This is a genomic window from Verrucomicrobiia bacterium (assembly GCA_035577545.1).
GTDB lineage: Bacteria > Verrucomicrobiota > Verrucomicrobiia > Palsa-1439 > Palsa-1439 > Palsa-1439.
Genome location: DATLVI010000024.1, coordinates 107,695 through 121,799, shown reverse-complemented (window position 1 = coordinate 121,799; position 14,105 = coordinate 107,695). Strand labels below are relative to the sequence as shown.

General features: G+C 58.4%; 9 protein-coding genes. 2 read left to right on the top strand and 7 right to left on the bottom strand.

The window, feature by feature from the left end; genetic code table 11:
* The first annotated feature begins 4 nt into the window (after positions 1–4).
* Positions 5–1,486, top strand: coding sequence for a glutamate synthase subunit beta (locus VNL17_08285; GenBank protein ID HXI84072.1), 1,482 nt, complete (start codon positions 5–7; stop codon positions 1,484–1,486).
* Between the two features lie 110 nt (positions 1,487–1,596).
* Positions 1,597–3,294 carry a tetratricopeptide repeat protein gene (locus VNL17_08280; GenBank protein HXI84071.1) on the top strand — a complete coding sequence of 566 codons (1,698 nt, stop codon included), beginning with the start codon at positions 1,597–1,599 and terminating at the stop codon, positions 3,292–3,294.
* A gap of 64 nt (positions 3,295–3,358) precedes the next feature.
* Here the strand turns inward: VNL17_08280 and VNL17_08275 are convergent, their stop codons facing one another.
* From VNL17_08275 to VNL17_08245, 7 genes are all read right to left on the bottom strand, one after another.
* Entirely contained in the window at positions 3,359–6,973 is a 3,615-nt protein-coding gene (locus VNL17_08275) for a hypothetical protein (protein ID HXI84070.1), read from the bottom strand.
* A gap of 80 nt (positions 6,974–7,053) precedes the next feature.
* Complete coding sequence (locus VNL17_08270) at positions 7,054–7,830, bottom strand: DUF1559 domain-containing protein (protein HXI84069.1); 777 nt, start codon at positions 7,828–7,830, stop codon at positions 7,054–7,056.
* Positions 7,831–8,112: 282 nt separating this feature from the next.
* Positions 8,113–11,082, bottom strand: coding sequence for a hypothetical protein (locus VNL17_08265; GenBank protein HXI84068.1), 2,970 nt, complete (start codon positions 11,080–11,082; stop codon positions 8,113–8,115).
* A gap of 82 nt (positions 11,083–11,164) precedes the next feature.
* Complete coding sequence (locus VNL17_08260; GenBank protein HXI84067.1) at positions 11,165–11,944, bottom strand: prepilin-type N-terminal cleavage/methylation domain-containing protein; 780 nt, start codon at positions 11,942–11,944, stop codon at positions 11,165–11,167.
* A 458-nt stretch (positions 11,945–12,402) separates the two neighbouring features.
* Positions 12,403–12,978, bottom strand: a complete 576-nt coding sequence (gene rrtA, locus VNL17_08255; protein HXI84066.1) for a rhombosortase — start codon at positions 12,976–12,978, stop codon at positions 12,403–12,405.
* On the bottom strand, positions 12,948–13,790 hold the full coding sequence (rhlP, locus tag VNL17_08250) for a rhombotarget lipoprotein (protein HXI84065.1): 843 nt from the start codon (positions 13,788–13,790) through the stop codon (positions 12,948–12,950). Before rhlP ends, rrtA begins: the two co-directional genes overlap by 31 nt.
* Before the next feature lie 12 nt (positions 13,791–13,802).
* Positions 13,803–14,000, bottom strand: a complete 198-nt coding sequence (locus VNL17_08245; protein ID HXI84064.1) for a hypothetical protein — start codon at positions 13,998–14,000, stop codon at positions 13,803–13,805.
* Positions 14,001–14,105: the final 105 nt, after the last annotated feature.

Here is a 14,105-nt window from a genome sequence, read left to right as displayed (position 1 = left end):
TAAAATGGGCAAGCCAACTGGATTTCTGGAGATCAAACGCGAGCTGCCGGCGGACCGCTCATCGCAGGAGCGGATTCGTGACTGGAAAGAATTCCACCTGCACATGCCCGTCCAGAAGCTTCAGGAGCAGGGGGCGCGTTGCATGGATTGTGGCGTTCCCTTCTGCCACACCGGCACCTTGCTCAGCGGTATGGCCTCAGGCTGCCCGATCAACAACCTGATACCTGAGTGGAACGATCTCGTGTACCGCGGGCTATGGAAAGAAGCATTGGCGCGGCTGCACAAGACCAATAATTTTCCCGAATTCACCGGCCGCGTCTGTCCCGCTCCCTGCGAAGGCTCGTGCGTCCTCGGCATCAACGAACCGGCCGTCACCATCAAGAATATCGAGGTGGCGATCATCGACCGCGGCTGGGACGAGGGCTGGGTTACCGCCGAGCCGCCGAAAGCGCGTACCGGCAAACGCGTGGCGGTCATCGGCTCCGGACCCGCCGGCCTCTGCGCCGCGGCGCAACTCAACCGGGCCGGCCACACCGTGACCGTCTTCGAGCGGGCTGACCGTATCGGCGGGTTGCTGATGTACGGCATCCCGAACATGAAACTCGATAAGAGTCTCGTGCAACGCCGCGTTGACTTGCTTGCGAGTGAAGGGGTGGAGTTCCTCGCCAAAACCGAAGTCGGAAAGAATTATCCGGCGAAGAAACTCCTGGAAGAATTTCATGCGACCGTCCTCTGCACTGGCGCCACCAAACCGCGCGATTTGCCAATCGCAGGACGCCAGCTCAAGGGCGTACATTTCGCGATGGAATTTCTCACCACCAACACGCAGAGCGTGCTCAGTGGCCATCGCAACGGCGAATTCATCTCTGCCGAGGGGAAAGATGTCATGGTCATCGGTGGCGGGGACACGGGTACCGACTGCGTGGGCACCTCGATGCGTCACGGTTGCAAGAGCCTCGTCCAACTTGAGATTTTGCCGAAACCCCCGCTTCAGCGCGCGGGCAATAATCCCTGGCCCGAGTGGCCCAAGGTGTACAAACTCGACTACGGTCAGGAAGAAGCGGCGGCGATTTTCGGGGACGATCCGCGTGTCTATTGCGTGACCGCGAGGCGTTTCATCGGCGACGAGCAGGGCCGCTTGAAGGAAGTCGAAATCGTCCAGATTGCGTGGGAGAAAGATGACAAGGGACGGTTCGTACCCAAGGAAGTTGCCGGTACGGAAAAGATTGTCCCCTGCCAACTCGCGCTGCTCGCCATGGGTTTTCTCGGCCCGGAAGACCAATTGCTCCAGCAGTTGGGTATCGAACGCGACGAGCGTTCCAACGTGAAAGCGCTCCATGGCGCTTACACGACCAGTATCCCCGGCGTCTTCGCAGCGGGGGACTGTCGCCGCGGGCAAAGCCTGGTGGTCTGGGCCTTCAATGAAGGACGGGGCGCCGCCCGCGAGTGTGACCGTTATCTCATGGGGCAGTCCGACCTGCCCTAGGTTGGACATTCCCCGTTCCTATCATAGGCGATGCGGAGCCAGATTGGCGCTGGTTGGGTTGCCGTTGACATGGAGAACGGGATGGCGCGATAAGAAGGGCAACCCAACTGATGAAGGACGCGTGGAAAGCTCCGGCCGCAGGCGCGGCATTGATCATCTTGCTGACGGTGGTGGCCTACCTCCCGGCGCTGCGCGGGGGATTCATTTGGGATGACGACTCCTATGTTACGGACAACCCGACGCTTCGGTCCCTGGGTGGATTGGAAGCGATCTGGTTCAGGCCCGGGGTTACCTACCAGTATTACCCCCTGGTCTTTACCAGCTTTTGGGCGGAGTACCATCTCTGGGGGGTGCGGCCGTTCGGGTATCATCTGGTCAATGTCCTCCTGCATGCCGCGAACGCAGTGCTGCTGTGGCGCGTGCTGCGGCGGCTGGGGATTGCGGGGTCATGGTGGGCCGCGGCCATCTTCGCTCTTCATCCTGTGACCGTGGAATCGGTGGCGTGGGTCACCGAGCGCAAGAACACCCTTTCGGGACTATTCTACCTATTGGCCGCGCTGGCCTGGCTCCGATTTCGACCGTTAACGGCCGGGGAGCCAGCCCGCAAGTCGGACTGGCGGTTCTATTGGCTGGCCTTGGGATTGTTTGTATGCGCGCTGTTAAGCAAAACGGTGACATGTTCGTTACCGGCAGTGCTGCTGTTGCTGATCTGGTGGAAAACAGGTCGGCTGGAGAGGCGGGACGGCCTGGCGTTGGCGCCGTGGTTTGTCCTGGGGGCCGTGGCGGGGTTCATGACGAGATGGATGGAGCAACACCTGGTCGCCGTCGGAACGGACTGGAATCTGTCGTTTGTCCAGCGTTGTCTCATTGCGGGACGGGCCCTGTGGTTCTACGCGGGTAAACTGTGCTGGCCGCGCCACCTTACTTTCATTTACCCGCACTGGGAAATCGATGCCGGCGCGGCCTGGCAGTATTCGTATCCATTGGCCGCCGTGATGGTGCTGGTCGCGCTGTGGTCCCTGCGAGCCCGGATTGGAAAAGGGCCGCTGGTGGCCGTGTTGTTTTTCGGGATCACCCTGGCGCCCGCGTTGGGTTTCATCAATGTCTATCCCTTCCGCTACTCCTATGTTGCCGATCATTTTCAGTATCTGGCCGGCATCGGGCTGATCGCGTTGGCTGTTGGCGCCTGCGCAGCGGTCTTCCAACAAGCCGGCCAGCGATGTCGCGGGCTTGGGCCCCTGGCAGGCTCCATCGTTCTGCTGCTGTTGGGAACCGCCACCTGGGGGCAGGCGCACGCCTATCGCGATCTCGAAACTCTCTGGCGGGATACGGTGGCGAAAAATCCCGATGCCTGGCTCGCCCACAACAACCTGGGTACCGTCTTCCGTCAGGCTGACAAGCCAGAAGAGGCCATCGAACAGTTTCAACAGGCGCTACAGATCAAGCCTGATCTTGCCGAGGCCCACTACAATCTCGGAGTTACCCTGGCGCAACTGGACAGGTTCCAGGAAGCGATCGGGCATTATGACGAGGCGCTGCGGCTTAAACCCGATTTCGCCGAAGCTCACTATAATTTGGGAGTCGCCCTGGCTGAATCAGGCCGGGTCCCGGAGGCGATGAAACATTGGGAGCAGGCATTGCGGATTAAACCCGACTACGCGGAGGCACACTTCAATCTGGGCTTGATGCTTGCCGCGCAAGGTCGAACAACCGAGGCGTCACAGCATTACCGCAAGGCCCTCGACCTGGCGATCCAAAAAGGTAACACCACTCTGGCCAACGCCGTCCGCAGCAAAATTAATTCCTAAAAACAAGCGCTGGTGTCCCCAATTTGGGAACACCAGCGCTTTCGATTTCAGACTTTGCTTACAATTACGGCACCAGCACGCGAACGCGATAGTATCGCGTTGCGCCTGCGGTCGCACCGCCCGGATCCACCATGTTGGTCAGCAATCCCTGGCCCGCCCCGCCACTCAGGATGTTGGTTTGACCCGTGCTGGCGAAGCTGTTGCTGTTGTAATTGCCACCAGTACCCGTGGTGAACTCCAGCACATTGGTGCGCGACGCTATCGGTGGCGGGTTGCTGCTATTACCGCTGGCCCCCAGGTAGTCCACGCGGACGTCCGTAGCGTTCGTCTTGGAGACGGCGGTGATGTGGACATAGGCGGATTTATTGGTGGGATCAAATCCCGCCAGGAACTGGTTGGTGTTGCTCATTCCCTTGCCAAACGGATCGGCCCCGCCCTGTGCCTGCGGACAGCCGGTGCAACCAAAATACTGGGTCTGCCACGCGGCGTACCCACCCACAACCACCACGCTCCCGGTGATCGTCAGCGACACCCCGCGGGTCGTGTTGCCCTGGCCGTTAACCGTGTTGACGAAGCTAATCGTGTCCAAATAAGTCCCATTCGCAAGGGTGGTCGCATTCCCGTTGATGGAAACCACGACGTTCGTGTCCCCGCCGGCAGCGAGAGCCCCGCCGTAGTGCGACAGGCTCAGCCAGCTCGACGTCCACGTGGCAGTCCAGGTCATCGAACTATTGCTGACGTCAGACACCAGGTAATTCTTGGAATTCGTGGTAACCGAACTCGGCCCATCAATGACAATGAAATCTCCCGGGGTGAGCGAGATGGCGGCGGTATTCGGAATCTCGGGGGCCAGGGAGACACTATCCCACCTCTTATTAGCTGACGCGGTTGCAATGGCCACGGTCCCATTAGTCGTACCGTTGCCAGACGGGGCAGCATTATAGCCGGTCGAGTCCGTGTAGGCAGTGAGCGTACCACTACCCCCGGTGCTATTTTGCGAGCCGACGGCAAACAGGTTCACGTTGGTCGTGGTGCCGACGATTGAAACATCTCCGGCCAACCCGCGCACCGCATGAATGATCACAAAGCCATTGCTGGTCCAATTACCGCCAACCAACGACCATTTGAAGACGGCCCCATTGCCGTTGTCGGAGGCGCCGCTGTTGTTCTGGTCATCAGCGACGTAAAGGGTATCGAAAGGATCCGTCCCTCCGGGCTTCAACTGGAACAGCACGAAATTATACGGGCTGACTTCGTTGGTGCTGTAACCGGGCAGGTTAACAGCGAGGCTGTCCGTGGTGGGCAACCCGGAGCCAACGGTCGTGATGCGTACCGATCCGGACGCCGTGCCGGCATAAAGTTGATTACTGTAGATGTTGAGCGCCCGGAAGTTCTGGACGGGGTTGGTACAGACATCGCTCGAAGAGGTGGCTCCCAAGAAGGTGTGCCGAACACCGTTGGTGGCGCCCGCAACCCACATGTCCACCCCGTTGGTGCTCACCGCCGCGCGCGGGTTGCTGCCGGAGCAGTAATCCGTCAACCGAGTGCTCACGTCAACATTGCAGTTGCCATCGACGCGACCAATAACGCGCGGAACAACGCTCGCGAGGGAGGCCGGCGCTGGAGCGCCATAAAGTTTGTTTGTTCCGTACCCGACAAAAACAAGGTAGTGCTTGTCCGTCGAGCGGGTCATCAATCCTTCGGCGGTGGCAACACCAGAGCAACTGTAATTGTTGGTTGAAACCGGAACCGTCTGGATCAGAACTCCACTCCGGGTGTATTCGTCGATGAAGACCGGCGTGGGTTGATTATTCAGAGCGGCTACGCCGTCGCCTGCGCGATAAATCACGAGGTTATTTGACGTAAATCCTCCCCCGGTCAAGAGGCTAACGGATCGTGCGGCATTGCCGGGATCGCTGGAGGCGGAATTGGTAAACATGATCGTATCGACGAAGGCGCCACGAGACAGGGCAAGGGCATTCGCGTTGGTGATCGCGACGGTGACGTTGGCGGTCCCACCGGCCGCTATCGCGCCGCTGCTCGGCGTAAACGTCAACCAATTGGAGGACACGGCGCTTGCCCCCCATGACAGCGAGTTTGCGGAGCCGTTGGTCAATGTATAGATCTGGGTGCTGGGGGTGTACGGACCGCCCACAGGGCCATTCGCAAAGTAGTTGGATGACGGGGTGACCCCGATTTGAGACAGTATCAACGTAACCGGGCGGGTCGTGAAATCAGAACCAGTGTTACCCGACGTCGAGTTCGTGAACGAGATGCTCGACACATTCGTCCCGGGAGCCAGCGCGTTGGCATTCGCGTTATTAAACGAAACCGTAACCGTGATGCTGCCGCCAGATCCCAGCGTCCCGCTCGACGGGGACAATCCCACCCAGTTGTTGGCGGCACTCACCGACCAGGTCATCGTGCCGACACCGAAGTTGGCCACCGAGTAATTCTTTGTGAACGTGATCGGCCCGCCGGTGAATCCTTTGGAGAAAAAGACGTCCGTTATCGGTCCAACCGAAAGCTGCGGTGACCCCGAGGGAAATGTCTCGCTACCAACGGGAGCGAACGCGATCCCACGGAAGGCCGCATTAGCCGGAGGATTGACCGCCCAATCAGCAACGTCACCGATACCACCCGGATCGCCATTACCTACCGGCGCCGCATTATAGCCGGTCGTGTCGGTGTAACCAACCATATTGCCGCCGCCGAAATAAGGGCCGGCACCGGCCGCGGGGGCACCCGCCGCAACCAGTTTGACGTTGCCGCCGGAAGTATTGGTGCCCACCAGATAGCGCGCATTCGTAAAGAGCACCACGCCGTTCGACACCCAGGAACTGCCAACGAGGGACCACTTGTAAATACCGCCGGTGCCGCCGTCATCGGCGATGTACAGCGTGTTGATCGGGCTTGGACCGCCCGGCAGGTTGAAAAACGCGAAAGCATACGGGCTGCCGTTGGTGGTTGCCGTGCCGGGAAGATTGGTGTACGTGCTGCCGCTGGTCGTGGGCAGGCCGTTCGTCACGACACCGAGTCGAATCGCGGTACCGGAGGCAGTACTGAAGTAAAGTGTGCTGTTGTAAATGTTAACCTGGCGGATGTTGGTCAGGTCCGGCTCGAGCTGCGTCGCCGCCGTGGAACCCCGGGTCGTGTACCGAATGCCGCTGCTATCGCCACTAAACCAGATGTTCGTGCCGTCCGTGCTTGCCGCGCTGCGGATGTCATCCCCACTCGAGAGTGTGTTGGTTTGCAAAGTGGTTGAGTTGAGGCGCGTGGATTGGTCCATCGTCGCGATCACCCGCGGAACCGTCTGCGCACTCAGCGAGGCCAAAGCTGAAGAACCGGCCCCGATACTGGTCGCGAAGCCGGTGAAAACCAGGAACCGTCCGTCCACAGACCGGGTCATCAATCCTTCTGCAGACGCCGCGCCATTGGCAATCAGCGGGGCGTTCGCGCCGAAATACGCGTTGGTGGGAATTGAGATCGACTGGACGGGATTTCCATTCAGATCGTATTCATCCAAAAAGACCGGGCTGCCGGAATTCACCAGGGCATTGGTCGAGCCATCGCCGACGCGATAGACCACAACATTGCCTGCTGTAAAGTTGGCCGCCCAGGCGCCCGTCGCCAACGACAAAGCCGCCAATATAATCACCGTTTTAATGATCTTCTTCATTGTCCTCCCCCTGCTTCTTACTGCCTGCATTCTTGTTAGAGGTTCACCCAAAAGCATTTACCGTTCCACAACCGCCCTGCTTAGGTCGATGCACCCTTATAAGGAAACCAATGGTAGGGTACACCCTTCTTCCAGTCGCCCAAAGCCGAAGAGTCTGTCTCTGCAAAATTGAGGAACGCCGGGCAGCCGGGGAAACCTTGTCGACAGAAGTTGTTAGCCGCGACCCACTCCCCATGGCCATCGCCCATCACAAAGTTCGCGCCAGCTGAGTGCCGGGCCGGGCAGTTCTGGCCTGTTACGTTGGAGATACCGTCTTCCGCGCGTTCCCCGAGAACAATCGTGGTGGTGGGCTCGGTCAAATCCCCGCGCTTGAACGTAGCTGCACCATTGGGGTCCATCCGCGAATTGAACGCGTACATGAACAGCGGGTTCGAAAAGCTCAAGGCTGCGGCGGTAACGTTGCTTTTCGAACTGGGACAAGTCCAGATGTTCTTTGATGAGTACTGCGTCGGTGGATTTCCCGCCGCGTATAGGTCCATCAACCGCGGTTGTCCCAGGTAGGGAGTCACCACATTGTACCAGGCACCCGGGTTGTTGACGGCATTAATCGGGTTCATTGAGTCGCCTTCGTACGGGAAAGAATCGTTCCAGTCATCACAGTACATGTTAATGCCCAAACCCCATTGGTGCATATTACTGATGCACGTCGCCGCATAGGCTTTTTCTCTGGCCTTGTTCAGCGCGGGCAACAGCATCGCCGCCAGGATGCCGATGATCGCGATAACGACAAGCAACTCGATGAGCGTGAAGGCGCGCCTGGACTCCCTTCCCAACCAAACCGCAATCAGCTTACGCATGTTGCTGTTCTCCTTAATCTAAATCCAAATCTAAACACAATTTGCGGGCCGCACAACTCTTGCGGCTGGCGATCATCATTTAATCAATCAGGCGCTTTCCCGTGCGGCCCCACTGCCTCAGCGTAGTCAACAATTATTACTATTTTTCTCGACCCTAATGCAAGCACAAAATGGTCGGCGCCGGGCGCACGGTGGTCACCAAGCTACACAAAAGAGAAGCGCTGATGCTCCCCAACAGAATGTTGAGAAGCACCAGCGCTTTCGATTTCAAACTTTGCTTAATTACGGCACCAACACACGGACACGGTAGTATCGTGACGGGACGTTGGTCGCCCCGCCCGGATCCACCATGTTGGTCAAGGTCCCGAGTCCAACTCCGCCACTGAGGATGTTGGTCTGACCGGTGCTCGCGAAGCTGTTGCTGTTGTAATTTCCGCCGCTGCCTGCGGTAAATTCCAGCACATTGGTGCGGGAAGCCATGGGTGGCGTGGTGCTGCTGTTGCCGCTGGCGCCCAGATAGTCCACACGGATGTCCGTACCAGCGTTCACCTTCGAGACAGCAGTGATATGCACGTATGCCGAAGCATTGGTAGGATTGAATCCCGCCAGGAACTGATTGGTGTTGCTGATGCCTTTACCCAGTGGATCTGCGCCTGGCGCTGAACTCAAGGGGCTGCCGGTGAAGTATTGGGCCTGCCATGCGGTAAACGGATCCGTCGGGCCGCCCCCGATGGCTGTACCATTGTAAACATCCGCATAATTGGTCGAAACACAGACCTTGCTGATGCTTATGCCCGCTTGGAGAGCGGTCGTGCCGTTGCCAAATTGCGAGATGACAATGTCGCCGACGGACAACGGCGGAGCCGCTCCTGCACCTATTACATGAACCATGTACGGCGTTTGTGCGCCAAGGATCCCACTCGTTGGATTGACATACACCGTCATATTGGAGCCAGCGATATCAGTCTGGATGACTACCTGGTACGTCGTACCGTAGGTAAGGGTGTTTGTGCCATACGTAAACGGATCCTGGGCTTGGCCGGTGACACGCGCGGCAAATGCAAAACCACTGTTGGTAGCAATGGCACTGAACCGGTAATTGGCGAAGTTGCTGCCCGTGGTACCGTTCGTCGTTACATTCAAGGCCGCAAAGAACGACGGAGCGGTCGCTGGCGCGTTACTGACGGACAGCACCATGCCTGCAAAGATGGTGTGGTTGGTGGTAAATATGACATTCTTGTATGCATCCTGATTGTCAGCCACCACAGCAGCTGGAATCGTAACTTTCCCGCCAATTACCTGCAGCGCCGCAGCGGATATCGTACCCACCTGCGTCCAACCTTGCTGGCCCACCAGGTCGGTGTTCTGGTTGAAGGTGCTGAAGTCATCGCAGAAGTAGATTGCGCCAGCGTTAAGGGCGGCGATACGGTCGTCAATAAGTGTATTAGCCGTCGCATTGCTAAAAGTTATGTCATCCGAATAATTGCCCGCAACCAGCGCATTGGCGTTGTTGGTATCAAATGCCACGGTAATCGCCGCGCTGGCACCCCCGCTCAGCGTCCCTGTCAGGGAGTTGGCCACGGAACCATTCAAGCGCAGCCAGTTGGCCGACTTGTTAACCGTGTAGGTGATGGTGCCTGGCGTCACGCCATTGCTCAAGGTGTACACCTTGCTCGCCGGGTTGAAGGGTCCGCCGGGTACACCGGAGATCGTGTAGTCTGTCGATGGCGTCAGCGTCTGATCGCTGATGATCAGTGTCACTGCGCGCGACGTCGCATCAAATCCGGTGTTGCCTGCAGTGTTGTTCGTAAACGTGACACTGGCTGTGTTGGTGCCGGCGCTCAGGGCGGCCGCAGGGCCCGCGGCAAACGAGATAACAACATTAGCGCTGGCGCCGCCGATGAGCGTGCCGCTGCTAGCCGAGAGACTCACCCAACCTGCGCTTGCGCTGGCAGCCCAGGTCACCGTGTTCGTACCCGGATTGGCGATGTTGTAAGTCTTCGTGGCCGCAAATGAACCGCCGCTTAAGCCACTGGAGGTGAATCCCGTGATCGGTCCCACCGAAATCTGGCCCGCTCCCGCAGGAAACGTCTCGCTCCCAACCGGGGCCAGCGCGATCCCGTGAAAACCCGCGTTGGACGGCGGACTGATCGCCCAATTGACGTAGCCACCGATGCCGCCGATATCGCCATTGCCGGTAGGCGGTTGATTGAACCCGGTTGTGTCTGTGTAGCTAACGAGGTTGCCACCACCAAAGTAGGGGGCCGCTCCGGCGGGGGGGCTGCCCGCGGCATACAGTTGCACGTTGCCAGAGCTGTCATTGGTGCCAACCAGGTAGCGCGCGTTGGTAAAGAGCACCACTCCGTTGGAAACCCACGTGCCGTTGTTCATCAATGAATACTTGTAGATCCCGCCGTTACCGCCGTCGTCGGCCACATACAGCGTGTTCAGCGTGTTGGTACCGCCGGGCAATTGGAAAAGCGCGAAGGCATACGGACTGCCTGTGCCCGCTGGAAAGTTCGATAGGCTGGCCTGAAAACCGGTGCCGGCCAGTGTTGGCAAAGCATTCGTCGAGGTGTTCGGGATCCCGTTGGTCACCGCCGTGCCAATGCGGATCGCGGTACCGGACGCATCACTGAAATAGAGCGTGTTACTGTAGATATTAACCTGGCGAAGATTGGTCACGAAACTACTGAGTTGCGCGGCCAAGGTGGATCCCCGTGTCGTATAGCGCAAACCGCTGCTGTCGCCGCTCAACCAGAGATTGGTCCCGTCGGTGCTCACCGCTGTACGGATATCTTCCGCATTCGACAGTGAGTTGGTGAGTATCGTGGACGTGTTCAGATGGCCGGACTGGTCAATCGTTCCGATTACCCGTGGAACCGTCGTCGCTTGGAGAGTGGCCAATGAAGAAGAGCCGGCCCCGATGCTCGTCGCAAAGCCGGTAAAGACCAAAAAGCGCCCGTCGATCGACCGCGTCATCAACCCTTCCGAGACCGCCGTCCCGCTGGCAATCAGTGGAGCGTTCGCCCCGAAATAGCTGTTGGTGGGGATTGAAACCGACTGGACCGTGCTTCCGTCAGCGATGTTGATCTCATCCAGGAAAACCGGACTGCCGGAACTTACCAGGGCGTTTGTCGACCCGTCGCCGACGCGATAAACCACTATGTTCCCAGGTGTGAAATTAGCCGCCCAAGCGCCCGTTGCCAGCGCCGCCGCCAATGCAATGACCGAAATGATAATCTTCTTCATTATCCTCTCCCTGCTTCTTTCTTCCGTCTTTTTTGTTTAGAGGTTTACCCAAAAGCATTAACTATTCCCGCACCGACCCCGCTTAGGTCGGGGCGCCCGCAAAAGGAAACCAATGATAAGGCACGCCCTTCTTCCAATCGCCCAACGACGAGGAGTCCGACTCCGAGAAATTAAGAAACGCGGGACATCCGGCGGGATTACCCTGCCTGGCGTAGCTGTTAAGCCCGACCCATTCCGCGTGGCCATCGCCCATAACGAAATTGCCGCCACCCGAGTGCCGGGGCGGGCAATGGTTGCCCGTTGCCGTCGAGAAGCTGCCTTCGTCGCTCTCTGCGAGAACGATGGTGGTGGTGGGCTCGGTCAAATCCGAACGCTTGAATTGTCTCGCTCCGTTTGGATCCATGCGTGAGTTGAACGCATACATAAAAAATGGGTTCGCAAGCGTCAAGGTTGCCGGGTCGACGGTCTTATTCTTCGCGCTCGGACACATCCAGATGCTCTTCGTGGAAGGCACTGGTTGCTTATTAGCGTTATAGAGTTGAGTCAAACTGGGCTGACCCAGGTAAGGTGGAATTACATTGTACCAGGCGGCCGGGTTGAAATTTGCATTGATCGCATCCGATGCGTTGCCCTCGTAGGGAAAATACTCGCTCCAGTCGTCCTGATAGAGGTTAAAGCCCAAGCCCCACTGGTGCATGCTATTGAGACAATAGGCCTGATTGGCTTTCTCCCGGGCCTTGTTCAGGGCGGGCAACAACATCGCCGCCAAAATGCCGATGATGGCTATGACCACGAGCAACTCGATAAGCGTAAAGGCGCGCTTGGCCACCCTATCCAACCAAACCGCTGTCATCTTGCGCATCTTAACCTTTCTCCTTTCGACGTTCGAGCCACACCGCCTTGCGCCCGGTGGCCATTATTCAGTGAATACCATTCTCTTCTTGTACTGCCTCGGTCTAGTCAACAATTATTAGCCTTTCTCCTGCCTGTTGCAAGAACAAAAGCGCATTGGGACCTGAAATCTGGAAAAGACCCAAAAAGTCAGACCTTATGCGTGTTTTACGCGCTTTTTTACCCTGGAAGACGGTCATGACAGATCCGGGGAGTACGTGACACATTCAGGTCACAAATCCGCCCGCTGGGAGGCCGGGTCGGGTGTCAGCACCAAAACCGTCCGGGCTTCAACCTAACTGGATACAAATGCGGGCGAAGCTTCCCGCCGGTCTATTTCAAGTTTTAAGGGGCGGGCACAGTGCCCGCCCCCCCCGACTTGGCTGACGCATTACCTTGTTGTCTCCCAACGGACATCACCCCTTTCAGTTATTGGCGCGCCAGCCGAGCGTCGAACGCCCAATATCCGAAACCACTCAACAAACCGGCCACGTGTGCCAGCGGCAGGACCATCATGCCGTCGTGCGTATTCACGAATAGCGCCCGTCCCGTCCCGTATTCCCACCCCAACTTCGCAACGAGCAACCCCAAAACCAAAACAGGCAACCACCGACGCACCCTGGATCGTCTGATTTCATCGAGCGCGAGGTATCCGAAGGCGCCGCAAGCTACTCCGGATAATCCCCCGTATGCGGCAATCCCCGGTGCAAGAAACAGCACGGCCAACCCCACCCCGATCGCAGTCGCCGCGTAAAACCAAATCGGCCGTGTCCCTTCCCTTCGTTCAATCAAACTGCCCGCAGCCCCGACGGCAACCGTGTCCGCCAGCAGGTGGTCAGTCGAGAAATGTACCCAGTTGCCGGTCACCAGCCGCCACCACTGGCCATCGATGATGGCGGCGCGGTCGAACACCAACCAGCGCGACAGCGCCGGGACCGTCCTCGCCACTACAGCAAGCACGATCACCGCCAGCGTTACCCACGGGAACTTTGATCGCGAACGCACAAGCATGTCCCCCCAGCAAGCACAGCCAGCAGTAGCAACGTTACGCCATCGAGTTCGCCGACCGCCTTGAGATCGTACCCCGTCTTGGCGACGACCTTGTACTCGTCCGGTGCCTTGCGGGCCTTCTCGCGAAACACATCGAGCTGCTCCTTGAGGTTGACCGCCAGGTCATCACTTGCCTTCGTAAACCCTTGGTGTTCATCCTCTCGCAACGCTGCTATCAGGTCGACGGGCGTGGAATGCCGCCGCACCCGGCTGATGCCGGGCGCTCGGAACAGCATCTTGTGGCTCGGCAGGTGATACACTGCGGCATCGATCATGGTGTGCGTCGTGTTTCGTTCCGCCGGTACCACGTACGCGCCAACCAGCGTCCAGTATGAGAGCGCCGCCAGTTGGTGCTCGTCGGTGAACTGCGCCTGGTCGTACGACAGCAGGACAATCACATCCACCCCGAACATTGTGCCGACCTGTTCGAGGTTGGGAAAGCCTCCTCCGGGCTGCAGGTATTGTGTCGGAATCGGATTCACCGAACGAATGAACGGATACGCCTTGAACTGCTCGCCCACCCGTTCCATCAGCGCGATCTTTTCCTTTTCGGTCAACGCCGATTCCTCGTACGGGTTCTTTCCCGGCACGAACACGATCCCAACGTCCATCGGCAACGACAACGTCGGCACGCACGCCTGTTCGATGGGCCGTTCCTTGTTCGGGTACAGAAAATCAACAATGCTCGCCCGCTGGACCCGCTGCGTGGCACAGCCAACCGCCAGCGCGGCGACGATACCAGTGGTGATGAGCGTGATCCGTTTCATGGTTTGCTCCTCCTAAGGTTGGACGCCATTGTTGTTTCCCAGTGGCCAGATCACCAGTGCGGCGCCGGCGAAGCTCAGCGCCATCAGGAACACGACGGGATCGTTCATCCGGTCATGCCAGCCGCGCGGCCCACTCGTGATGGGAAGGGCGATGACTGCGATGCCAGCCAGGGCTGCCAGGTAACTTGGGACTCGTTTGAGTTTGTTCATATTTGCCTCTGCCAAATCCCTTACGCGTGGCGCATGCCAGAAAAGAGGTAAATCCGGTAGTACCTACAGGAAAGCAACATACGAGAATTGAACCCCGACCGTCTC